General features: G+C 64.1%; 22 protein-coding genes. 9 read left to right on the forward strand and 13 right to left on the reverse strand.

All coding sequences use genetic code 11. The features are described 5' to 3' along the window. Nucleotides 1-93 precede the first annotated feature (93 nt). The 4 genes from tviB to C666_RS14425 all read right to left on the reverse strand — a co-directional run bounded on the left by tviB (nucleotide 94) and on the right by C666_RS14425 (nucleotide 6,522). Complete coding sequence (gene tviB, locus C666_RS14410) at nucleotides 94-1,371, reverse strand: Vi polysaccharide biosynthesis UDP-N-acetylglucosamine C-6 dehydrogenase TviB (protein WP_004341629.1); 1,278 nt, start codon at nucleotides 1,369-1,371, stop codon at nucleotides 94-96. Between the two features lie 49 nt (nucleotides 1,372-1,420). Beyond that, nucleotides 1,421-2,989: an MraY family glycosyltransferase gene (locus C666_RS14415; protein WP_004341631.1), complete on the reverse strand. Its 1,569-nt coding sequence runs from the start codon at nucleotides 2,987-2,989 to the stop codon at nucleotides 1,421-1,423. A gap of 129 nt (nucleotides 2,990-3,118) precedes the next feature. Then, nucleotides 3,119-5,368, reverse strand: a complete 2,250-nt coding sequence (locus C666_RS14420; RefSeq protein ID WP_004341633.1) for a polysaccharide biosynthesis tyrosine autokinase — start codon at nucleotides 5,366-5,368, stop codon at nucleotides 3,119-3,121. A gap of 65 nt (nucleotides 5,369-5,433) precedes the next feature. Beyond that, nucleotides 5,434-6,522 carry a polysaccharide biosynthesis/export family protein gene (locus C666_RS14425; RefSeq protein ID WP_004341635.1) on the reverse strand — a complete coding sequence of 363 codons (1,089 nt, stop codon included), beginning with the start codon at nucleotides 6,520-6,522 and terminating at the stop codon, nucleotides 5,434-5,436. On the opposite strand from C666_RS14425, the gene C666_RS20975 reads away from it, so the two are divergent. Beyond that, nucleotides 6,521-6,703, forward strand: a complete 183-nt coding sequence (locus C666_RS20975) for a hypothetical protein (protein ID WP_245603959.1) — start codon at nucleotides 6,521-6,523, stop codon at nucleotides 6,701-6,703. The two genes, C666_RS14425 and C666_RS20975, sit on opposite strands and share 2 nt — an antisense overlap. 257 nt (nucleotides 6,704-6,960) lie before the next feature. Here C666_RS20975 and radA read toward each other — a convergent pair whose 3' ends face one another. Together radA and C666_RS14435 are read right to left on the reverse strand one after the other, a co-directional pair. Continuing rightward, complete coding sequence (radA, locus tag C666_RS14430) at nucleotides 6,961-8,331, reverse strand: DNA repair protein RadA (RefSeq protein WP_004341636.1); 1,371 nt, start codon at nucleotides 8,329-8,331, stop codon at nucleotides 6,961-6,963. After that, nucleotides 8,331-9,251: a LysR family transcriptional regulator gene (locus C666_RS14435; RefSeq protein WP_004341638.1), complete on the reverse strand. Its 921-nt coding sequence runs from the start codon at nucleotides 9,249-9,251 to the stop codon at nucleotides 8,331-8,333. Before C666_RS14435 ends, radA begins: the two co-directional genes overlap by 1 nt. Nucleotides 9,252-9,416: 165 nt before the next feature. Here C666_RS14435 and lplT point away from each other — a divergent pair, with 165 nt between their 5' ends. After that, nucleotides 9,417-10,667 carry a lysophospholipid transporter LplT gene (gene lplT / locus C666_RS14440; RefSeq protein ID WP_004341640.1) on the forward strand — a complete coding sequence of 417 codons (1,251 nt, stop codon included), beginning with the start codon at nucleotides 9,417-9,419 and terminating at the stop codon, nucleotides 10,665-10,667. Between the two features lie 22 nt (nucleotides 10,668-10,689). Here lplT and C666_RS14445 read toward each other — a convergent pair whose 3' ends face one another. From C666_RS14445 to C666_RS20585, 4 genes are read right to left on the reverse strand one after another with little or no spacing between them, the layout of a single operon-like run. Beyond that, a complete protein-coding gene (locus C666_RS14445) occupies nucleotides 10,690-11,619 on the reverse strand; it encodes a uracil-DNA glycosylase (protein WP_004341642.1) in 930 nt (309 codons plus the stop codon). Nucleotides 11,620-11,635: 16 nt separating this feature from the next. Beyond that, nucleotides 11,636-12,058 carry a ribosomal protein S18-alanine N-acetyltransferase gene (gene rimI / locus C666_RS14450; RefSeq protein ID WP_004341644.1) on the reverse strand — a complete coding sequence of 141 codons (423 nt, stop codon included), beginning with the start codon at nucleotides 12,056-12,058 and terminating at the stop codon, nucleotides 11,636-11,638. A gap of 29 nt (nucleotides 12,059-12,087) precedes the next feature. Continuing rightward, entirely contained in the window at nucleotides 12,088-12,780 is a 693-nt protein-coding gene (gene tsaB, locus C666_RS14455; protein ID WP_004341646.1) for a tRNA (adenosine(37)-N6)-threonylcarbamoyltransferase complex dimerization subunit type 1 TsaB, read from the reverse strand. Nucleotides 12,781-12,814: 34 nt separating this feature from the next. After that, nucleotides 12,815-13,162, reverse strand: a complete 348-nt coding sequence (locus C666_RS20585) for a hypothetical protein (RefSeq protein WP_154666258.1) — start codon at nucleotides 13,160-13,162, stop codon at nucleotides 12,815-12,817. A 222-nt stretch (nucleotides 13,163-13,384) separates the two neighbouring features. On the opposite strand from C666_RS20585, the gene ompR reads away from it, so the two are divergent. From ompR to C666_RS14495, 7 genes are all read left to right on the forward strand, one after another. Next, a complete protein-coding gene (gene ompR, locus C666_RS14465; protein ID WP_004341648.1) occupies nucleotides 13,385-14,146 on the forward strand; it encodes an osmolarity response regulator transcription factor OmpR in 762 nt (253 codons plus the stop codon). A gap of 7 nt (nucleotides 14,147-14,153) precedes the next feature. After that, nucleotides 14,154-15,578, forward strand: a complete 1,425-nt coding sequence (locus C666_RS14470) for an ATP-binding protein (protein WP_028792442.1) — start codon at nucleotides 14,154-14,156, stop codon at nucleotides 15,576-15,578. 87 nt (nucleotides 15,579-15,665) lie between these two features. Beyond that, entirely contained in the window at nucleotides 15,666-16,115 is a 450-nt protein-coding gene (locus tag C666_RS14475) for a group II truncated hemoglobin (protein ID WP_004341652.1), read from the forward strand. Between the two features lie 9 nt (nucleotides 16,116-16,124). After that, nucleotides 16,125-16,733 carry a septation protein A gene (locus C666_RS14480; RefSeq protein ID WP_004341653.1) on the forward strand — a complete coding sequence of 203 codons (609 nt, stop codon included), beginning with the start codon at nucleotides 16,125-16,127 and terminating at the stop codon, nucleotides 16,731-16,733. Continuing rightward, nucleotides 16,733-17,032, forward strand: a complete 300-nt coding sequence (locus C666_RS14485; RefSeq protein ID WP_004341655.1) for a YciI family protein — start codon at nucleotides 16,733-16,735, stop codon at nucleotides 17,030-17,032. Before C666_RS14480 ends, C666_RS14485 begins: the two co-directional genes overlap by 1 nt. Beyond that, nucleotides 17,029-17,319, forward strand: coding sequence for a BolA family protein (locus C666_RS14490; RefSeq protein WP_004341657.1), 291 nt, complete (start codon nucleotides 17,029-17,031; stop codon nucleotides 17,317-17,319). Before C666_RS14485 ends, C666_RS14490 begins: the two co-directional genes overlap by 4 nt. A gap of 10 nt (nucleotides 17,320-17,329) precedes the next feature. Then, on the forward strand, nucleotides 17,330-18,112 hold the full coding sequence (locus tag C666_RS14495) for a peptidylprolyl isomerase (RefSeq protein ID WP_004341659.1): 783 nt from the start codon (nucleotides 17,330-17,332) through the stop codon (nucleotides 18,110-18,112). Between the two features lie 119 nt (nucleotides 18,113-18,231). On the opposite strand, the gene C666_RS14500 is transcribed toward C666_RS14495, so the two are convergent. The 3 genes from C666_RS14500 to C666_RS14510 form a co-directional block, all read right to left on the reverse strand. Beyond that, nucleotides 18,232-20,028 (reverse strand): acyl-CoA dehydrogenase, encoded by a 1,797-nt coding sequence (locus C666_RS14500; protein WP_004341661.1) that lies wholly within the window; start codon nucleotides 20,026-20,028, stop codon nucleotides 18,232-18,234. Between the two features lie 30 nt (nucleotides 20,029-20,058). Further along, nucleotides 20,059-20,724 (reverse strand): energy-coupling factor ABC transporter permease, encoded by a 666-nt coding sequence (locus C666_RS14505; protein WP_004341663.1) that lies wholly within the window; start codon nucleotides 20,722-20,724, stop codon nucleotides 20,059-20,061. Nucleotides 20,725-20,749: 25 nt separating this feature from the next. Then, nucleotides 20,750-21,254, reverse strand: a 505-nt coding sequence (locus tag C666_RS14510) for an electron transfer flavoprotein subunit alpha/FixB family protein (RefSeq protein ID WP_004341664.1), incomplete at its 5' end; no start/stop codon positions are given.

Consider the following 21,254-nt stretch of genomic DNA (forward strand, 5'->3'; position numbering starts at 1 on the left):
CGTTTGTTTCATGGGCGCAGCGCAGATCATGACTTCAGTATTTTACCGGCTCTGAATAGATCAGAGCTTCCTTAAAGTGCCACTTCAACACGTTTACAGCCGCAAATCCGCCGCATCACGCGGCAGTACATATTTCAGGTCGTACAGCACGTGCTCGCGTTTGCCCAGCGCACGGATACCCTGGTCACTGAGCACCTTGAACTGGTCGTGGGCCACCGCCACGACGATGGCGTCGTAACTGCCCGGCACCGGAATCTGGATGGGCACGATGCCGTACTCGTGCTGTGCCTCGGCCGCATCGACCCACGGGTCGTACACGTCCGCCGCCATGCCGTAGTCGCCCAACTCCTTGACGATGTCCACGACGCGCGTGTTGCGCAGATCGGGGCAGTTCTCCTTGAAGGTCAGACCCATGATCAGGATCTTTGCGCCTTCGACCTGGATGCGCCGCTTGAGCATGGCCTTGACCAGTTGCGATACCACATAGGCGCCCATGCCGTCGTTGAGCCGCCGGCCTGCCAGGATGATCTCGGGGTGGTAGCCGATGGCCTGCGCCTTGTGGGTGAGGTAGTACGGGTCCACGCCGATGCAGTGGCCCCCCACCAGGCCCGGGCGGAAGGGCAGGAAGTTCCACTTGCTGCCGGCTGCTTTCAGCACCGCCTCGGTGTCGATGCCCATGCGGTTGAAGATGATGGCCAGTTCGTTGATCAGCGCGATGTTGACGTCGCGCTGGGTGTTCTCGATGACCTTGGCCGCTTCGGCCACCTTGATGCTCTCGGCCTTGTGGGTACCAGCGACGATGATCTGGCGGTAGAGGGCATCGACCAGGTCGGCCACTTCGGGGGTCGAGCCGGAGGTGACCTTCTTGATGGTGGAGACGCGATGTTCCTTGTCGCCCGGATTGATGCGTTCGGGGCTGTAGCCCGCATAGAAATCAACGTTGAAGCGCAGGCCGGAGTGCTTCTCGAGCACGGGCACGCAGTCTTCCTCGGTGGCGCCGGGGTAGACGGTCGATTCGTAGATGACGATGTCGCCCTTCTTGAGCGCCCTGCCGATGGTCTCGCTGGCCTTGACCAGGGGGGTCAGGTCGGGCTGCTTGAATTCGTCGATGGGCGTGGGCACGGTGACGATGAACACATTGCAGGCCGCAAGGTCTTGCGTATTCGCGCTATAGCGCAGGCCGGCGGCCGCGCGCAGTTCTTCGTCCGAGACTTCGAGCGTGGCGTCGTGGCCCGCCTTCAGCGCGTCGATGCGGGTCTGGTTGATGTCGAAGCCGAGCACGTCGCGCTGCTTGGCGAATTCCACCGCGAGCGGCAGGCCGACGTAGCCCAGGCCGATGATGGCGAGTTTGATCTGATCGAGGGAGTGCATGGTCATGATGGGTAAGGCTTGGTGGGGTATGGGAATGGATATGGAAAGCTCAGGGTTCGGCGATGAGTGTATCGGGTGCGCGTTGGGGGCCTTCGCTGGCGGCGTCCTGGTGGTGGACGTCCTGATCGAGAATGCGGCCACGGTCGACATAGGTGAAGGATTCCTCCAACAGTACACGCTTGCGCTGGCGGCGATCGCGGGTGCGCATCTCGACGGCGGGTTCACCCGGGTTGATGCGGCGGTCATTAAAGGGGTCCCGGTGGACGTAACCGCGAACATAGACGCCGCTGTGCGGATGAAGCGCCTTGCGGATCAGTCTCAGATACTCCACTTGGTGGGTGAGCGGCGCGGTTTCGTCCTTCAGCATGATTTCGACCACGGCATAGCGTAAACCTGGCTTGCCATCGGGTTCGTTCTGCTGATACAAGCGGGTACGGAAGGCGGTGTTTTCGCGCAGTTGCGGTGCCACCAGGGCGTTGATCTGCTCGACGTGCTCAAGTGTGCAATTGCCGAAGAATACGCCGCAGTTGGCAGCGGGGGTCAGGCGCAGATAGCGATGGATGCCCCGCAAGGTCGGCACCAGGCGCCACGGCCGCGCGGTAATGGCGAGATAACTGGCAAAAACAACGAGAAAGGCGATGAACATCACCCCTTCGGGAATCCCCCAAAGGAGCCCCATGACCCCGATGCCGCCGAGCATGAAATGCAGCATGCCAATGGTGGTGACTACGTCTTCGACGCGGAACCCCGCGCGCTGCAGCAGGTGATGCAGATGGTTGCGGTCCGGCGTAAAGGGAGACTGCCCCATCCACATGCGACGCCCCATGACGCTGAGGGTATCGATGAGCGGAATGGCGAACAGCCACAGCGCGGCGATGGGGCTGACCAGGGCGCTCTCGCCCTGAGTGATGCTGGCGAGCAGCCAGACGATGAGCAGGCCCAGCGTCATGCTGCCGTTGTCGCCCATAAAGGTGCGTGCGCGATGTTGCCTTCCATGGCGCATGTTGAACCACAAGAAGCCCCCTGCTCCACCTAGCAGCGCCATGGCCAGCAGGTGGGTCGAGCCGCTGCCGGCCAGTCCTGTCATCAGGGCCACCAGCAGCAGGGTACCGCCGGCGATGGTGCCGACCAGCCCGTCGATGCCGTCGACCATGTTGAGCGCGTTGATGCCGCCAATGGTGGCAAACACGGTGAAGGGCACGGCCAGCATCCCCAGCGAGACATTGCCGGTGAACAGCATGTTGCCCAGGTCGGTTAGCGCTACTCCTCCGCCATACACCATCAGCAGTGCCAGCAGGGCCTGCACTACGAGACGGATCCTGAAGCCGAGCTTCCAGCGGTCGTCCGCCAGTCCGACCAGGAACATGACACCGCCGCATACCAGTAGCGAGGCCCATGCCACGCGCTGCCCGGGGTATTGGGTAGACAGCGCCGACACGGCGACGAACAGCGCCACCAGCACGCCGAAGCCACCGACGAATGGCGTGACGTGCTCGTGCTGTTTGTGCTCGCCAGGGTGATCGATGAGCCCGACACGTGGAGCGAGATCGATCATGACCCGTATCACGATGGCGGACGCCAAGGCTGCCAACAGTAGAACAATGAGCCCTTGCATCATGGGACCCTCCTGTTTTTTAGGTCAAACCTACCCGGAGAGGCCCCGCGGAACGCGGCCCCTCACATCTGCAATGCCGTACGGTGGGCGCCTTCGATTGCGGCACACCCACGTTCAGTGCCTATCAGGTACTCATGCGGAGTACTTGTACTGGTAGTGGTAGCCCTGGTAACCGAAGCGATGGCGTTGTCGTTGAAGATCGAGCCCGTTGAAGACGAAGCCCTTGACGCTAACTCCCCCTTGCCCCAGGCGTTTGACGGCTTGTTCCAGCTCGCCGATGGGGTGCCGGCCGGCTCGGGCAACCATGAGTGCAGCTCCGGTGAGGCGGCCGATGATGGCGGCATCGGATACGGCAAGCACGGGCGGCGCATCGACGATGAGCACGTCGCATTGCGCCTCAAGGCTTTGCAGTAGCGCGGCGAATCGCTCGTGCATCAGCAGTTCGGAAGGGTTCGGCGGAATCTGGCCGGTCGTGACGACGGACAGCCCGGGCACGGAGGTCTGGCGCACGATGGATTCGAGCGTGGTGCCGCCGGTGATGAAGTCGGACACGCCGCCATTGCGCGGAAGATCGAATTCTTTGTGGATGTGCCCCTTGCGCATGTCGGCATCGATGATGATGACGCGCTTTCCGCCCTGAGCCAGAACGGCGGCGAGGTTCTTGGAGATGAAGCTCTTGCCCACGCCCGGCGCGGGGCCGGTGATGAGCACGGAACCGCGGTCGGCCCCCAGCAGTGCAAAGTGGAGCGTGGTGCGCAGACTGCGCAGGCTTTCCACCGCGCTGTCGTCCGGGTGGGTTACGGCGAGCAGCTCACCGGTACCCTTTCCGCGTTTGATGCGGCGATCGATTTCTTCTTCGGCTTTGCTTTCCGGCACGGTGGCGTATACCGGAAGGGCAAGCTCTCGCTCGATGGTCTCGGGGTCTTCGACCACGACGCGCAATGCTCGGATGGCCCATACGATGCCTAAGCTGGCCAGGCCGCCGAGCACGCCGGACAGCAATACGATGAGCGCCTTGCGTGGGGCGATGGGGAGGCGCGCGGTGACTGCGCTGTCGATGATACGCACATCACCCACGGTGCCGGCCCGTGCCACCCGCAGTTGCTGGGCGCTGTTGAGCAGGTTGGTGTAAAGCGCAGTGGAGACTTCGACGTCGCGATGCAGTCGCAGCGCGGTCTGCTGTGTGTCGGGCAAACGCGAGACGTCCTTGTCCAGGGTGCCGCGCAGCGCACGCAGGCGGGCTATCTGCGAATCCACCGACTGTACTTGCGGGTGCTCGGCCGTGAAGCGCTGGCGCAGTTCGTCGCGTTTTTGCTGAAGCACGACGATGTCGTTGTCGACCTTGACGATGGAACTGAGCATGGATTGGGTTTCCATGGTCAGATCGATGGAACCACGGTTTTGACGGTAGTTGTTGTAGGCGGCTTCGGCAGTGTCGAGTTCGCTTTTGAGTTCCGGCAACTGGGCTTCGAGAAACTTGAGCGTGGATTCGGCTTCGGCCGAACGATACTCGACGTTCTGCCGCACATAGGCGTTGAGTACTTCGTTGAGAATGGCGGCCGCCTGGGCACGGTCGGGTCCGGTAAAGGCGGCCTCGATGACGTTGGACTGGCGGGCGCGTTCGCGCACTTCCAGCGCATCGCGCAGGGTGGCGATGGCTTCGGCCTGGCTGCGGCGCATGACGTCGAAGCGGGTGCCGGGGCGGGCAAGGAGTTCGGCGACGAAGAGACTGACGCGCTCGCCGTTGACCGGCGCTCCGATCGCACCCTCGGCCAACAGTTGGTCGTCTTCGTCGAAGAGTTGGAAATGCCCCCCGTCCTGTGCCACAAGCGTAAGCGGCAGGCCGACGAGATCCGGCGCCACTTCGAGGCTTTGCAGGGTGATGCGTTCACCGCCCCAGGCATAGCTGTTCATGCCGAGCAGCGGCGCGGCAAGTTCATCGGCATCGCCATGGCGCCGGGCCAGCGTGCTGCCGATGATCAGGGCATGCTTTGGTTCGGCAACGACGGTGAGGTTGAGCCGCTCGACGACGCGGCCGAGGATCATGCGTGAACGCAGGATTTCGAGTTCTGCCGCGACCGAGGTGCTGTCGCCGAGAACGGCCTCGACGTCACGCAGCGCGGCGATGCCGCCCTTTGCAGCACTCTTGTCTTCGACCTGCAGCAAGGCGTCGGCGCGGTAGATGGGCGTCGATACCAGCGCGACAAACACGCCCACTGCCACGGCGGCGGTCGTGACGGCGAGGATGAGCCATTTGTATTCGAACAGCGTGGCGACGATCTCGCCCAGATTGATGAAATCGTCGCCCTTGTCGTCCTGGCCGGGTGCATAGCTACGATGGGCTTCGGCGGACGTGGCGGTGTGCGTGGTTTGTCGAGCCAACGGTGGAGCTTCCTGAATGATGTTCGGTGCGGATACGGTCGGAATGTGCTGTGCCCGCAGTCGTGTTATTGGCGGCCGTTGAAAAGCGGGAAACGGGTGTCGCTGATGAGGTTGAGCATCTGCGAGGTGGGCAGGATGTTGCTGACCACACGGTTCCAGCGCGCAATGGCGGCAACGTCGACATAGACGATGTCGCGCGGGCGCAGCGGAAAGCCCTCGGCCAACAGCAATGCATCGGCGGAGCTGGCGTTGAGATGGAACAGCTCGGAAGTGCCGTTGTCGCTGCGCATCACGTAGATCCAGCTCGGATTCGAGGTGATCTGGTTGACGAAGCCCGCGTCGCTCAGTGCCTCTGCCAGCGTGGTGCGGCGCTTGTTCATGACGTAGGAGCCGGGCTCCCTGACTTCACCCAAGACAAAGACCTTGTTGAGCTGACGGTCGGGTACGTTGACGATGTCGCCAGGCAAAATCTCGACGTTTTGCGAGGTGTCGCCGTCTTCGTACAGCGCTTGCAGGTCGACCCGCCAGGTTTGCCCGTCACGGGTCAGCAGCACGTTGCCGTGATCGGCCTCGCTGGTGATGCCACCCGCGCGGTTGATCGCCTCGACCAGGGTCATCTTGATGTCGTTGATCGGCTGCAGGCCGGGTTCCTTGACTTCGCCGACGACATAGACCCGCTTGCTGCGGAAGGCGACGACACGTACGTCGAGCTGGACGTTTTCGATGACCTTCGACAGGCGCTGGGCAAGAATGTCGCGAACCTGCCGAGGGGTCTTGCCAGCCACCTTCAGAGTGCCTGCATAGGGGAAGAAAATGGTGCCGTCATCGGCAACCAGGGTCCCGGACTGCTCTGCCGAGCGGTATGAGCCGGCAGGGATGGTGATCTCGGGGTGGTCCCAGACGATGACGTTGATGATGTCGCCGGGGCCAAGTTCGTAATCCTGGTGGGCAAGACCGAAATCAGGCACCGTGGATTGGCGCGAGGCCGTACGGCCACCTGCCTGAGTGTTGCGGAAACTGGATTCGCTGTCGCGGACGTGGGCGATGACGAGTTCGGCTGTGATCGGCGTGACGGTGACGTTGCCCGGCGTCTGCTCCGCCTGAGGAGTATCTGCAGCGGTGACCGGAAGTGCCACCGAGGATTCGGTGCGCATGTTCCATCCCGAAGTCCCCGGCACCAGCGAGCATGCCGAAAGGGCGCTCAGCAATCCCGCGACCACCCCTGCCCTTGCAAGCTGCCCACTACCTGCGGCTACCTGCCGCAGCGAAGAAAACGATAACGACAACGATTCGCCTTTCATTAACCCGCCCTATCCGAACCTACGACGATCGTGAAACCACGTATCTGCAGAATCCGCCACAGATACGAGGAATTCGAAAAACATCAGGCCACGATCACGAAAAAACAAAATTGACAGTATCCACAAAGACTGCAAAGCATTGCTGAATTCTTATTAATCAGCGCCTTGGAGCACGCCTTGCAGCGCACAATAATACACGCATAGAGACTTTTTACACGGACATTATTGCGTCCGCATGTTAACGGAGGATCGTGGGCAGACCATGCCCAGGGCGTTTCCGGTGCCAGCTGACTACTCCAGCTCCCGCATCCGCTCCAGCGCTTCTTCCACGCGGTCGACGGCGATTACCTCGAGTCCGCCGATGGACTGCCGGGGGGCATTGGCCTTGGGGATGATGGCGGTATCGAAGCCAAGCTTGGCGGCTTCCCTGAGGCGCTCCTGGCCGCGGGGTGCGGGACGGATCTCGCCCGCAAGCCCGACCTCGCCGAATACCACGAGCCCCCGCCGCAAAGGACGGTCGCGCAGCGATGAGACGATGGCGAACAGGATGGCGAGATCCGCTGCCGGCTCGGTGATCTTGACCCCGCCGACTGCATTGACGAAAACATCCTGATCGAAGCACACCACGCCCGCGTGGCGGTGCATGACCGCCAGCAACATGGCCAGGCGCGTCGGCTCGAGGCCGACCGACAGGCGTCGGGGATTGGGGCTTTGCGCGGCATCGACCAGCGCCTGTACCTCGACCAGCAGCGGCCGCGTGCCTTCCTGGGTGATCAGCACGCAGCTTCCGGCTACCTGCTGGGCATGCTGGGACAGGAAGATCGCCGATGGATTGGAGACGCCGCGCAAGCCGCGTTCGGTCATGGCAAACACGCCGAGTTCGTTGACCGCGCCGAAACGGTTCTTGAAGGCGCGGATCAGGCGGAAGCTGGAGTGGGTGTCGCCTTCGAAATACAGCACGGTATCGACGATGTGTTCGAGCACGCGCGGACCGGCCAGTGTGCCGTCCTTGGTGACGTGGCCGACCAGGATGAGGCTGGTGCCGCTCTGCTTAGCGAAACGGGTGAGTTGCGCCGCGCATTCGCGCACTTGTGCGACCGAGCCGGGAGCCGATTGCAGCGCCTCGGAATAGACGGTCTGGATCGAATCGATGACCGCGACGCGCGGCCTGGATTCATGCAGGGTGTGGAGGATGCGCTCGAGATTGATCTCGGCCAGCATCTGCAGTTCGGACGGCGGCAGTTGCAGGCGGTGGGCGCGCAGCGCGACCTGTTCGCCCGATTCTTCGCCACTGACGTATACGACCTTGTGCGCAGCGGACAGGTTGGACAGGGCCTGCAACAGCAGCGTCGATTTGCCGATGCCGGGGTCGCCGCCGATCAGAACGACACCGCCGGCGACAAGCCCACCGCCCAGCACACGATCGAACTCGTCGAGCCCCGTCGGTTGGCGTGGCTCCTCGCGTGGTTGCAGCGAGGACAGTGGCTTGAGACGGCTGCTTTCTCCAGCGAGTGCGGCGAACCGGCTACCTTTGGCGGCCCCTGGCTCGATGAGGGTTTCCGTCAGGGTGTTCCATGCCTGGCACTGGGGGCACTGCCCCTGCCAGCGCGGCACCTGCGCACCGCATTCGCTGCAGACGAAGGCAGACTTCGCCTTCGCCATCAGCTCACGGCATCCTTGTCCCGCGCCATGCGCGCGAACTCTTCGCAAACATAGTCGGCAAACGCGGTGATCAGCCGCGAGCGGAACTTGTCGCGCGGCAGAATGACTTCCAGCGGCGTATAGATGCGCGGTTCGAGACGGATGGCCGCCAGGCGCCCTTCGGCCACGTCGCGCCGGATGGCACGATCGGATGCGATCGCGAAGCCCAGGCCTGCAGCGGCAAGCTGCTTGATCGTCGCCAGGCTGCCGAGCTCGGCGCACAGGTTGATCTCGCTGCCCGCGATGCCGGCGGCCTCGAAGAACTCGTCGGCGATCTGGCGGATGCCGTTGCCTGGATCACGGTCGATGAACGGGTGGCCGATGAGATCCTTGGCCGTCAGTTTGTCGAATTTGGCCAGCGGATGGTCGGGGCTGCAGATCACCATCAGTTCGTCACGCGCGGCACTGCGGCGCTCGATGGCATGCTGCTCGGTGACGATTTCGATGAGGCCGATGTCGAGGTCGCGCGCGGCGACGCTGTCTTCGGTGAGCTTGGAGTTTCCAACCACGACACGCGGCAGTACGCGCGGATACTTGCGCTTGAAGCCTTCGAGTATCGCCGGCAGCCAATAGGCCGCGATCGTGGTGCTGGTGCCGACCTTGATCTGCCCGGCAAGCTCGTCGGTGAGCTCCGACACGCGCGAGTCGAGCTCGGCCGACAGCCCCAGGATGCGCTCGGCGTAGGCCAGCACGAGTTCACCGGCGGGCGTGAGCGTGATCTTGCCGTGGCCGCGGTCGAGCAGGCGGGTGTCGAAGTGCTCTTCGAGCTGCTTGATCTGGAACGTGACGGCCGGCTGAGTCATGTAGAGATGCTCGGCGGCACGGGTGAAGGAGCCGTGCTTGGCCACGGCATGGAATACCTGGAGTCTGCGGTCAGCCATGGTGTAGATAAGTATGATTTATTGTTGGAATTAGATCACAAACAAGTCAGCATTGGCAGATATCCGATGGATCGACGCCCTGCCATTGTGATCTCCGTCAGCCCAAGCATACGGCCATCCATGTTATAAACCGCGCTCCCGACCACAGGTGCCCGGTACCCAACGATGCCGCTCGGCTTCTACACCATCATGGCAGCGCAGTTCTTTTCCGCGCTTGCCGACAATGCCCTGCTCATCGTCGCCATTGCCTTGCTGCGGGACATGGCCGCACCATCCGAGTACGAGCCGCTGCTCAAGCTCTTCTTCACGGTATCCTACGTCGTACTGGCCGCCTTCGTCGGCGCCTTCGCCGATTCCATGCCGAAATGGCGCGTGATGCTGGTCAGCAACACGATCAAGATCGGCGGCTGTCTGATGCTTTTCCTCGGCGCCCATCCGCTGTTCGCGTACGCGGTGATCGGACTCGGCGCGGCGGCCTACTCCCCGGCCAAGTACGGCATTCTCACGGAGTACCTGCCCCACCGTCTGCTGGTCGTGGCCAATGGCTGGATCGAGGGGCTGACCGTCGGCGCCATCATCGTCGGCACCGTGATGGGGGGCTTCATGATCCGCAGCGACGTGGCGCAGGGCCTGATGGCACTGAACCTGCCCTTCGCTGATACGCCCTTCGAGGCCGCCGTGCTGATCATCGGTTCTCTCTACCTGATCGCGGCAACCTTCAACCTGTACATTCCGGACACGGGCGTCGATCACAAACCGCTCAAGAACAATCCGCTGTACCTACTTCACGATTTCAACCATTGCCTGCGCCTGCTGTGGCGCGACAAGCTGGGACAGATCTCGCTGGCGGTGACCACGCTGTTCTGGGGCGCAGGGGCGACGCTGCAGTTCATCGTCATCAAGTGGGCGGAACACAACCTCGGCATGAGCCTGTCGCAGGCGTCGATGATGCAGGGCGTGGTGGCCCTCGGTATCGCTGCGGGCTCCATCGTCGCCGCACGCTACGTGACGCTGAGAAAGTCGGTACGCGTCATTCCGCTCGGCATCGCGATGGGGGTCGGCGTGATCTCGATGATCTTCATCACCAGCACCACCGCGGCAATGGTGCTGATGGTGACCGTCGGAGCGCTGGCCGGCTTCTTCGTGGTGCCGATGAACGCGTTGCTGCAGCACCGGGGCCACATCCTGATGGGGGCTGGCCACTCGATCGCGGTGCAGAACTTCAACGAGAATCTGTCGATTCTGGTGATGACCGGCACCTACGCCGTGCTGATCATGCTAGGCCTCTCGATCGATGTCGTGATCGTGCTGTTCGGACTGTTCGTCGCAGGCGCGATGATGATGGTGAAGCTCCGTCACGAGGCCAACCAGCGCGAATTCGACAACGTCGCGCTACTGGAAGACCGCAGCCACTGAGCCTGCCGGCGCTCGGCCCGCGTCAGCCCTTCTGCGCCTGCTCCGCCATCAGCCTGCGCGCAAAACACAGATCGGCCCAGGCCTTGCCCTTGTCCTGCGGGTTGCGCAGCAGATAGGCGGGGTGGTAGCTCACGATGACGGGGATGCCCTTGAAGCCGAAAGTGCGGCCGCGCGCCTTCGAAATACTGATTTCTGTATTGAGCAACGCCTGGGCAGCGGGCCGCCCGAGCGCGACCAGCAGGCGGGGCTTGACCAGCTCGACCTGGCGTTCGAGATACGGCAGGCAGTCGCCGATTTCCGCTGGCTCGGGGGTGCGGTTGTGCGGCGGGCGGCATTTGACCGCGTTGGCGATATAGACGTTCTTGCCACGTTCGAGGTCGAGTGCAGCGAGCATGTTGTCCAGCAGGCGGCCGGCCTGTCCGACGAAAGGCTCGCCACGCTGGTCTTCTTCGCGCCCCGGCCCTTCGCCGACGAACATCCAGTCTGCCTGACGGTCGCCGACGCCGGGTACGGCCTGCTTGCGCTGCTCGCACAGCACACAGGCCCGGCATCCGCGGATATCGGCCTCCAGCGCATCCCAATCGAGCGTCGAGATGCGCGCAGTACGTTCCGGATCTGGGGCGGCCGCAACCCGGCTATTCTCGCGGACGACGACAGGCTGGGCGGGGAACGTTTCGTACACCGGCCTGCGCTCGCGCACCGGGGCAGCAGGTACGCCGGCCTGTGCCGCCGGCCGTGGACGCACCGGCGCGGTGCCGACGTCCGCTCCAGTCAGGTATTCAGCCACCGCGGCAACGGCCCCGGAAACAGATCGGCCCACCTGTTCGACTGCCGCTGGCACCTCCTCCATGGACGTCTCGTCATCGCCCGCACTGGCCGAACGCAAACGCCAGATCGGGCCGAGCCCCATCTCGCGCAGCATGGCATCGCGGTACGAGGTCGGCTTGCGCATGGGTTTCACCATCCGATCAGAGCTCCCGCCGCATCACGATGGCGTCTTCTCGCCCATTTTCCGCCGGGTAATAGCCTTTCCGGCAACCGATCTGCTCGTAGCCCATCGTGCGGTACAACGCCAATCCGGCGTGGTTGGATGGGCGAACCTCCAGAAAGAACTGCATGGCGCCCTTGCTGCGCGCATCTTCGTGCAGCCAGTTCAGAAAGGTGCGGCCGAGGCCCCGGCGCTGGGCCCCGCGAACGATGCCGATGGTGAGCAGGTGTGCTTCGTCCAGTACGCCGAGCACCACTGCATAGCCGACCATTCCCGCGCCTTCCTTCATGACCCAGGCGCTGTGCCCGGCGGAGAGAGAGTCCAGAAAATTGCCGCGAGTCCATGGAAAGGCTTGGAGTTCGACCTCCTGCGGCGCGATCCAGTCCAGATGCGCGGCCTGCATCGGGATGAAGCTGTGACGCCCTGGTCCGCTCACGCCCGGCCTCCGCGGGCGAGCCGCTCGGCGGTCGTCAGCGCGACCTTGTCACGGACGTAGATCGGCGCGGCAAGTTCGGGCGGAACGAGCCCGCCGTTCGCAGCCAGTTGCGCGCCCAGCAAGGCGACTTCGTCGGCACGCGCCACCAGACTGTCGTGGCAGGCATCGAGCCGGTCGAGGAAACGCGTGTGCAAGGCGTCTGGCCAGACACGGAACGCCGACCCCACGCCGGTCCAGTGCCCGGGAGGCAGCGCGACGTCCTCAGGCGCCAGGCAGCGGACAGCGGAAACGGCCCGCAGGCTTCCACCTTCGTCGCGTTCGAATGCCGCGCAATAGACTTCGCCCATGCGTGCGTCGGTAGCGGCGAAGACCCGCTTCGACCCGGCCTGCAACGCGAGCGCATCGAGGCTGCCGATGACGGCGAGCCCCAGGTCCGCACCCAGCGCGAGGCCTTGCGCGACGCCACAGGCCAGCCGCAGCCCGGTGAACGCACCAGGCCCCGCGCCAAAGGCCACGGCATCGAGAGAAGAAACGGAAAGTTCGGCTTCGGCCAGAAGTTCGCGCGTGTCGCGCAGCACCGATTCGGAGTGTTTCGCCGCGCCTTCGATACGGCGGCTGGAAACGGCGTCGCCGACCAGAAGCGCGACGCTGCCCTGTTCGGACGAAGCTTCGATAGCGAGGATTTTCATGGTGCCGGTATTCTACCGGCTCGGGCCGCCGGATTCAGTGCGACTTCTTCTTGGAAGCCCCGGGCTGCTCTGGATAGGCGCCGCGCATGGCATCGCGCAGATCGCGATGCAGCGCGTTGCGTTCTTCGGCATTCAAGCGGCGACGCTCGACCGACCTTTCACCGACTTCGTGGCTGGTGGCAAGAACGCTGCGAAGCTCGTGGCGCTTTCCGTCGCCTGCCTGCCCCGCCACCCCCGTTCCATCGCCGCGCGCCCGCGCTTCGGCAACACCAGACACCGCCACTAGACAGAACGACAGCGTACACGCCAGCATGCACCGGCCGGGATGCAATAAAGCGGGAAACCGGAAAACCGGCTTCGGAGAGGCGAACTTCGGTGTCATCGGATGTCCATCAAAGCAAGGGCCGCCCGCACTGTGCGTCGAACATGAGCCGAAACATACGGCAAACCGACACTTCGCGACAGTCTTGCAGATCAAGTCCGATGATGTTTTGTAAGCCTGTGTTGCTTGCGAACCGGGCGCTTACGAAGCGTTACCCGCCCTTTGTCGACGGGCTTTCGCTGCCACTGGCAAGGCGCCGTTTTGAAGGATACGATTTGCACCATGAACCTAAAAACTCGCTATCGCGTACTGCTGGTGGACGATGATGCTCGTCTGCGTGATCTATTGTCCCGCTATCTACAGGAACAGGGCTTCGCGGTGAAGGCCGTGAGCGATGCACCCATGATGGATCGCGCATTGCATCGCGAGCACTTCGACCTGATGGTGCTCGACCTGATGCTGCCCGGAGAGGATGGACTCGCCATCTGCAGGCGGCTGCGGGCCGCGGAAAACAACCTGCCGATCATCATGCTCACGGCCAAGGGCGATGATGTCGACCGCATCGTCGGGCTGGAAATGGGGGCGGACGACTATATCGGCAAGCCTTTCAACCCGCGCGAACTCGTCGCCCGCATCCAGGCGGTGATGCGGCGCCAGCCGCAGACCCTGCCCGGCGCGCCCACGGCCGAGGACGAGATCGTCGTGTTCGGCAGCGTGCGCGTCAATCTGGGCACCCGCCTGCTCGAACGCAACGGCGAAGAGATCCAGCTGACGACGGGCGAGTTCTCGCTGCTCAAGGTGTTGCTGCAGCACCCGCGCCAGCCGCTGTCGCGGGACAAGCTGATGGAACTTGCGCGCGGCCGCGAGTATGGCGTCTTCGATCGTGCGATCGACGTGCAGATTTCGCGCCTGCGCAAGCTTGTCGAGGACGATCCGGCCAAGCCGCGCTTCATCCAGACGGTCTGGGGCTTCGGCTACGTGTTCGTGCCCGACGATGCCAAGGGCGCGGCGCCCGACGAAGGCAAGGCCGAAAGCAGCGAGTGAACGCGGCATGTCCGCCAAGACGAGCCCCGCTCCCCGTCGCGGCGCTGCGGGTCTCTTGCAGGCCTGCCTGCCCCGGACCCTGCTGTGGAAGACCTTCCTGCTCGTCGCTCTGCTGCTGATCCTGGCGCTTGGCTCCTGGTCGCAGATCTTTCGCTATTTCCAGGAGCCCGCCCGCTCGCGCGATGTGGCCCAGATGGTGGTTTCGGTGGTCAACCTGACCCGTACCGCGCTGACCAATGCCGACGCCGAGCGTAGGACGGACCTGCTGATCGAACTCGCCGCGCTGGAAGGGATCCGCATCTATCCAGCCGAGGCATCCGACGAACTTGAGCCGCTGCGCGACACGCGGCCGAACCGCCTGCTCGCGGCCGACGTCCGCAGGCAACTGGGCGATCACACACGCCTGGCATCGCGCTGGAAGTCGCTCGAGGGTTTCTGGGTGAGTTTCCGGCTCGATCCGGAGGATCAGCATGATGAATACTGGGTCATGCTCCCCGGCGAGCGCATCGAGAACCCGGATAGTCTCGACTGGCTTATCTGGGGGCTTGGCGCCCTCGTCGCCGCCATGCTCGGCGCCTATCTGATCGCGTCGTGGATGGGCAAGCCGCTGCGCCAGGTCGCGCGCGCGGCCAGGCTGGTCGGCAGTGGCCAGACCCCTCCGCCGCTGGATGAATCCGGCCCACAGGAAATCGCCGTGGTCGCCCATGCCTTCAACCAGATGACCGGGGATCTCGCCCGCACGGATGCGGACCGGGCGCTGATCCTCGCCGGCGTCTCGCACGATCTGCGCACGCCGCTGGCGCGTCTGCGTCTCGGTGTCGAGATGTCGGGGGCGCCGGAAGGCGAAGTGACCGCGATGGTGTCAGACATCGAGGAAATGGACCGCATCATCGGCCAGTTCCTGGATTTCGGGCGCGGCGTGCCCCAGGAACCGGCGCAACCGGAGGATGTCGCCCAATTGGTGCGCGAGATCACCGAGCCCTACAGGTTGAGGGGAATCGACCTCCATCTCGACGCCCCTCAAACGCTGGTGAATGCCGTACGCGCCCTGTCGCTGCGCAGGGCGGTCGCGAACCTGATCGACAACGCCCTGCGCTACGCGGGCGAGGATAAGCGGCTCGACGTCAGCGTCGGGGTGGTCGACGGCGAGGTCTGCATCGAGGTCGCCGACCGCGGCCCGGGCATCCCGGAGAACGAGGTCGAGCGCATGCGGCACCCCTTCACGCGGCTCGAGAAGGCGCGCACCAACACCAAGGGCGCCGGCCTGGGGCTGGCCATCGTGGAGCGGGTGATGCGCTCGCATGGCGGCAGGCTGGATCTGCTGCCCCGCGAAGGCGGCGGCCTGCGGGCGATCCTGTGCCTGCCCGCCGGCGGAAACGCCTCCGCACGCGCTAGAATGCAGACCGCCCGCCAGGATGGTCATGAGAAGTGAGTGTCGCATTCAACCATCCGGCGGCCAGGGAAAGCTCGCGAGAGCTTCCCGCTTCCTTGCCTGATGCACAGGACATCATCGACCTCCATGCCTTCTGAAACCGCCCTGCCCCCGAACGCCACCCCTTACGAACGCATCGGCGGCGAAGCCGCGGTACGCGCGCTGGTCAAGCGCTTCTATGCACTGATGGACGCGCTTCCCGAAGCCTGGGCCGTGCGCAGGATGCACGCGGAAGATCTCTCGGGCTCGGAAGAAAAGCTCTTCCTGTTCCTGTCGGGCTGGCTCGGCGGGCCGAATCTCTACGTCGAACGCTATGGCCATCCCTTCCTTCGGGCTCGGCACATGCCGTTTTCGATCGGGCTGCAGGAACGCGACGAGTGGATGCTGTGCATGCGCACCGCGCTCGAAGAACTCGTCGCCGACGCGGCGCTGCGCGCCAGTCTTCTGAGCGCGTTCTCCTCGCTCGCGAACCACATGCGCAATCGTGCCGAGTCGCCCACGGCGGCAACCGGGCAGTTCCAATCACAATCGCTATAATCCTTCCGCATGAAATTCCTGTTCGACCTCCTCCCGGTCATCCTTTTCTTTGTCGCCTACAAGCTCGCCGGAGCGCAGCCCGATGCGTCCCATCAACTTGCCACTCAATGGCTGGGGGACGGCATCGGACCAACCCAGGCGCCGATCCTGATCGCGACGGCGGTCGCCATCATCGCCACGTTCGCGCAGATCGCCATCGTCTGGGGCAAGCACCGCAAGGTGGACACCATGCTCTGGGTGAGCCTGGCGATCATCGTCGTGTTCGGCGGCGCCACGCTTTTCTTCCACAATCCGACCTTCATCAAGTGGAAGCCGACTGCGCTCTACTGGCTGTTCGGCGCCGTGCTGCTCGGCTCCGCCCTGCTCTTCCGGCGCAACCTGATCCGCAAGATGCTCGAAGCGCAGATCCAGTTGCCCGACGCGGTATGGGAACGCCTGAACATGGCGTGGGCGGCCTTCTTCGTCTCGATGGGCCTGCTCAACATCTACATCGCCTACAGTTTCAGCGAGGAAGCCTGGGTCAACTTCAAGCTCTTCGGAGGAATGGGCCTGATGCTCGTCTTCGTGCTGGGCCAGGGCTTCTACCTTTCGCGCCATATCGAAGAGGAAAAAAACTGATGTTCTATGCAATGATCGGCGAAGACGCACCAAGCACGCTGGAACGCCGCATGGCCGTCCGCCCCGAACACCTCGCCCGCCTGCAGGCCCTGAAGGACGAAGGGCGCCTGCTGATCGCCGGTCCCATGCCCGCCATCGACTCGCCCGACCCCGGCCCGGCCGGTTTCGCCGGCAGCCTCGTCGTGGCCGAGTTCGACTCCCTGGCCAGCGCCGAGAAATGGCTGGCCGAGGACGCCTACGTGCGCGAAGGCGTGTTCGCACGCACCAGCGTGCGCCCCTTCAAGAAGGTCTTGCCGTGAGCGCGGAAGTCGCCGATCGGATTCGAAGCAGCCTGTCCCAAGCGTTTTCGCCGGACGAGATCGAAGTCCGCGACGACAGCGCCCTGCACACGGGGCATGCGGGCGCGCGCGACGGCGGCGGCCACTACGCCTTGCGCATCGTTGCCGGCGCATTCGCGGGGCATGGCACGGTCGCACGCCACCGCATGATTTACCAGGCCTTGGGCGATATGATGAGAAAGGAAATCCACGCGCTCGCCATCAAGGCAACTACGGCCGAAGAGGCCACCCAAGCAACCCACCCCTGAAGGAATATCGATGAAACGCTTCCCGAGCCGCCTCGCCATCGCCATGTTGGCTGGTTTTCTCGCTTTCCCGGCCGCCGCCGCCAGCCCTGTCGCCAAGGTTAACGGCGTGGCCATCCCGGCCGAGCGCGCTGAAGCGATGCTCGCCGAACAACGCGCCCAAGGCGCCCCGGACAGCCCCCAGCTGCAGGATGCCGTGCGCGAGGAACTGGTCCGCCGTGAAATCCTCAGCCAGCAGGCAAGCAGCCAGGGGCTTGCCAAGAAGGCCGAGGTGCTGACGCAGATGGAACTGGCCAAGCAGGCCATCCTGATCCGCGCCTACCTGCAGGATTTCATCCAGAACAACCCGGTGACCGACGCCGACGTGCAGAAGGAATACGACGCCATCAAGAGCCGCATGGGTGACAAGGAGTACAAGCCGCGCCACGTGCTGGTCGAAACCGAAGACCAGGCCAAGGCGATCATCGCCAGACTGCAGTCGGGCACCGCGTTCGAGGAAGTGGCGAAGGAATCGCGCGATCCGGGCTCCAAGGAGCGCGGCGGCGACCTGGGCTGGAGCAATCCGGGCATGTTCGTCCAGCCTTTCTCCGAAGCCATGGTCAAGCTCGAAAAGGGCAAATTCACCACCACGCCGGTTAAGAGCGACTTCGGCTATCACGTCATCCAGCTCGACGATGTGCGCACGACCCAGGCTCCCCCGCTCGACGAGGTCAAGCCGCAGTTGCAGCAGCGCCTGCAGCAGCAGAAGGTCGAAAAGCACGTGCTCGACCTGCGTGCCAAGGCCAAGGTGGAATAATCATGCGCGTGCCGGGCTACGGCTTGCCGCGGCCCGGCGACAAAAAAAGAGACCGCAGCCGCAATGGCCCGGTCTCTTGTTGGGGCGACCCTTCGTTGCGAAGGGCCGCCCCGAGCCGATCAGAACTGCTCTTCAGCCAGTTCGAGGGCACCCGCTGCACCATTGACGACGGTGTAGGCCAGGCCCGGAGCCTGCGCCAGCACATGGTCGGCGTAGTAGCGCGCGGTAACGATCTTGCTCTGGTAGAAACTCGCCTCGCCTTCGCCCGCGTCGAGCTTGTGCTTTGCGATCAGCGCGGCACGGCCCATCTGCCAACCGCCGGCAACGATGCCCAGCAGCTTCAGGAAAGGTACCGAGCCGACCGAGGCGGCCTTCACATCCTTGCCATAGGTGGCAAGGATGTAGGCGACGGCCTCTTCCACCGCGGCGATGCCGGCACCGAGCGGCCTGGCGATCGCGGTGAAAGCCTCTCCGCCCACTGCGGCCAGTTCCGCCTCGACCGAGCGCATCGCCTGGGCCACGCCGGCGATGGTGACGCCGTTCTCGCGCGCGATCTTGCGCCCGATCAGGTCATTCGCCTGAATGGCGGTCGTGCCTTCGTAGATCGTCGTGATGCGCGCATCGCGCAGGTGCTGTGCGGCACCGGTTTCCTCGATGAAACCCATGCCGCCATGAACCTGCACGCCGTCCGAGGCGACATCGATCGAGTTCTCGGTGCACCAGCCCTTGACGACCGGAATCATCAGGTCGACGAAAGCCTGGTTCTGGGCACGGACAGCTTCATCCGGGTGGTTGTGCGCCTTGTCGCTGGCCGCGCCGACGACATAGGCCAGCGCCCGCATCGCCTCGGTCTTGCTCTTCATGTTCATCAGCAGGCGGCGGACGTCGGCGTGATGAATGATGCTGACCTTCGGCCCGCCGCGAACACCCGCCTCGGTGCCCTGGATGCGGTCCTTGGCATACTGCAGGGCGTGCTGGTAAGCGCGCTCGGACAGGGCCAGGCCTTCCATGCCGACGGCGAAGCGGGCTTCGTTCATCATGATGAACATGTATTCGAGACCACGGTTCGGCTCACCCACCAGGGTGCCGATCGCGCCGCCATTGTCGCCGAAGGCCAGTACCGCCGTCGGGCTGGCATGGATGCCGAGCTTGTGTTCGATCGACACGCAATGAACGTCGTTACGCGCGCCCAGGCTGCCATCGGCATTGACCAGGAACTTGGGCACCACGAACAGCGAAATGCCCTTCACCCCTTCGGGCGCGTCCGGCAGACGGGCGAGCACGAGATGGATGATGTTGTCGGTCATGTCGTGCTCGCCGTAGGTGATGAAGATCTTCTGCCCGAAGATCTTGTAGGTGCCATCACCCTGGGGTTCCGCCTTGGTGCGCACGGCGGCGAGGTCCGAACCGGCCTGCGGCTCGGTCAGGTTCATGGTGCCGGTCCATTCGCCCGAGACCATCTTCGGCAGGTACATGTCCTTCTGTTCGTCGGTGCCGCGCAGCATCAGGGCCTCGATGGCGCCGGTGGTCAGCATCGGACACAGCGAGAAGGCCATGTTGGCGGACTTCCACATCTCCATCACCGCCGTCGACAGCAGCTTGGGCAGGCCCTGGCCGCCGTAGTTGGGGTCGCCGGCGACCGCGGTCCAGCCCGACTCCCTGAACTGGGTGTAGGCATCCTTCCAGCCCGGCGCCGTGGCGACTTCGCCGTCCTTCCACTTGGCGCCTTCCTGGTCGCCGATGCGGTTCAACGGCGCCAGCACGCCGCTCGCGAACTTGTCGGCTTCCTCGAGAATGGCATCGACCAGATCGGCCGACACTTCCTCGTTGCCAGGCAATTGCGCGACCTCGTCGAGGCCGGCCAGTTCGCGCATCACGAATTGCATGTCACGAATCGGGGCGTTGTAGTTGCTCATGGATTCGATATCTCCCTCAGATTTTAGGAATTACTTGTTCAGCAGGTAGCGGCTGTCGTCGAAACCTGCCACCCAGTCCGGTCGGTACACCACCAGCAGCGTGACGATCGCGCCGCTGATCCAGGCCTCGGAGAAACCGAGGAGAAGGAAGTAAGGCAGGTAGTCGGTAAGCAGGAAGTCCGCCGGGTAAGCACCCGCCGCGACCATCGCGGAGGACGCGATCACGCCTTGCAGCATCACCGTCAGCGCTGCGCCGGCAAAGCTCGTCACGAAGATGAAGACGAAGAAATGGGCCGGAAGCCAGCGTTCGATGCCACGCTGGATCGCATGGGCAAGCGCCATCGGAACCGCGGCCATCAACACGAAATTGACCGGCCAGGCGCTCCATTCCACAGCTCCGTTCAGCGTGATGCCGGTCAAGGCCCCCGCCAGTGCCAGGAGCCCCAGCCAGGGCCCCAGGGTCAGCGTCGCCGCCATCGCTCCGAGCATATGCAGGCTCAAGCCGGGCTTCACGCCTGCACGCAGGCTCCACAGCAGCGTGAGTCCGACCACGAAGCCAAGCAGCAGATTGAGCTGCGAGCTGTCCAGCAGGCGCCGCCACGGCGCCCGGCGAACGAGCAGCAGCAGGATGAGCACGGACAGCGCCAGCATCAACCCATGCCAGGTCGCCGAAAACAGCGAGCTTGCAAGATTCATGCTGGCGCCGTCCGTCGTCGGCCGATCAGACCGCCGCAGTCAGTTGGGGCACCACCTCGAACAGATCCCCCACCAGCCCGTAGTCGGCCACCTGGAAGATCGGCGCTTCCGGATCCTTGTTGATCGCCACGATCACCTTCGAGTCCTTCATCCCCGCAAGGTGCTGGATCGCCCCCGAGATGCCGATCGCGATGTAGAGCTGCGGCGCGACGATCTTGCCCGTCTGGCCCACCTGGTAGTCGTTGGGCACGTAGCCCGCATCGACCGCGGCGCGCGAGGCACCCAGCGCCGCGCCAAGCTTGTCGGCCAGCGGCTCGAGCAGCTGCTGGTAGTTCTCGCCGCTGCCCACGCCACGCCCGCCCGAGACGATGACCTTCGCCGCCCCCAGCTCGGGACGCGCGCTCTTGATGATCTCGCGGCTCACGAGCGAGGCCACCCCCAGGTCGGCCGCGGCCGCCACCGTCTCGAGCGCAGCCGCACCGCCTTCGGCGGCGGCGTCGAACGCCGTCGTGCGCACCGTGATGACCTTG

This window comes from Thauera linaloolentis 47Lol = DSM 12138, from assembly GCF_000310205.1.
GTDB lineage: Bacteria > Pseudomonadota > Gammaproteobacteria > Burkholderiales > Rhodocyclaceae > Thauera > Thauera linaloolentis.

Excerpts from the sequence above, each read along its gene's own strand:
- ompR (WP_004341648.1), top strand. The coding sequence starts at position 13,385 with ATGAACCTAAAAACTCGCTATCGCGTACTGCTGGTGGACGATGATGCT.
- C666_RS14425 (WP_004341635.1), bottom strand. The coding sequence starts at position 6,522 with ATGCGCACCGAATCCTCGGTGGCACTTCCGGTCACCGCTGCAGATACT.
- C666_RS14505 (WP_004341663.1), bottom strand. The coding sequence starts at position 20,724 with ATGAATCTTGCAAGCTCGCTGTTTTCGGCGACCTGGCATGGGTTGATG.
- C666_RS14480 (WP_004341653.1), top strand. The coding sequence starts at position 16,125 with ATGAAATTCCTGTTCGACCTCCTCCCGGTCATCCTTTTCTTTGTCGCC.
- C666_RS14475 (WP_004341652.1), top strand. The coding sequence starts at position 15,666 with ATGCCTTCTGAAACCGCCCTGCCCCCGAACGCCACCCCTTACGAACGC.
- C666_RS14495 (WP_004341659.1), top strand. The coding sequence starts at position 17,330 with ATGAAACGCTTCCCGAGCCGCCTCGCCATCGCCATGTTGGCTGGTTTT.
- lplT (WP_004341640.1), top strand. The coding sequence starts at position 9,417 with ATGCCGCTCGGCTTCTACACCATCATGGCAGCGCAGTTCTTTTCCGCG.
- C666_RS14415 (WP_004341631.1), bottom strand. The coding sequence starts at position 2,989 with ATGATGCAAGGGCTCATTGTTCTACTGTTGGCAGCCTTGGCGTCCGCC.
- C666_RS20975 (WP_245603959.1), top strand. The coding sequence starts at position 6,521 with ATGTTCCATCCCGAAGTCCCCGGCACCAGCGAGCATGCCGAAAGGGCG.
- C666_RS14470 (WP_028792442.1), top strand. The coding sequence starts at position 14,154 with ATGTCCGCCAAGACGAGCCCCGCTCCCCGTCGCGGCGCTGCGGGTCTC.
- tviB (WP_004341629.1), bottom strand. The coding sequence starts at position 1,371 with ATGCACTCCCTCGATCAGATCAAACTCGCCATCATCGGCCTGGGCTAC.
- radA (WP_004341636.1), bottom strand. The coding sequence starts at position 8,331 with ATGGCGAAGGCGAAGTCTGCCTTCGTCTGCAGCGAATGCGGTGCGCAG.
- C666_RS14500 (WP_004341661.1), bottom strand. The coding sequence starts at position 20,028 with ATGAGCAACTACAACGCCCCGATTCGTGACATGCAATTCGTGATGCGC.
- C666_RS20585 (WP_154666258.1), bottom strand. The coding sequence starts at position 13,162 with ATGACACCGAAGTTCGCCTCTCCGAAGCCGGTTTTCCGGTTTCCCGCT.
- C666_RS14485 (WP_004341655.1), top strand. The coding sequence starts at position 16,733 with ATGTTCTATGCAATGATCGGCGAAGACGCACCAAGCACGCTGGAACGC.
- tsaB (WP_004341646.1), bottom strand. The coding sequence starts at position 12,780 with ATGAAAATCCTCGCTATCGAAGCTTCGTCCGAACAGGGCAGCGTCGCG.
- rimI (WP_004341644.1), bottom strand. The coding sequence starts at position 12,058 with ATGCAGGCCGCGCATCTGGACTGGATCGCGCCGCAGGAGGTCGAACTC.
- C666_RS14445 (WP_004341642.1), bottom strand. The coding sequence starts at position 11,619 with ATGCGCAAGCCGACCTCGTACCGCGATGCCATGCTGCGCGAGATGGGG.
- C666_RS14435 (WP_004341638.1), bottom strand. The coding sequence starts at position 9,251 with ATGGCTGACCGCAGACTCCAGGTATTCCATGCCGTGGCCAAGCACGGC.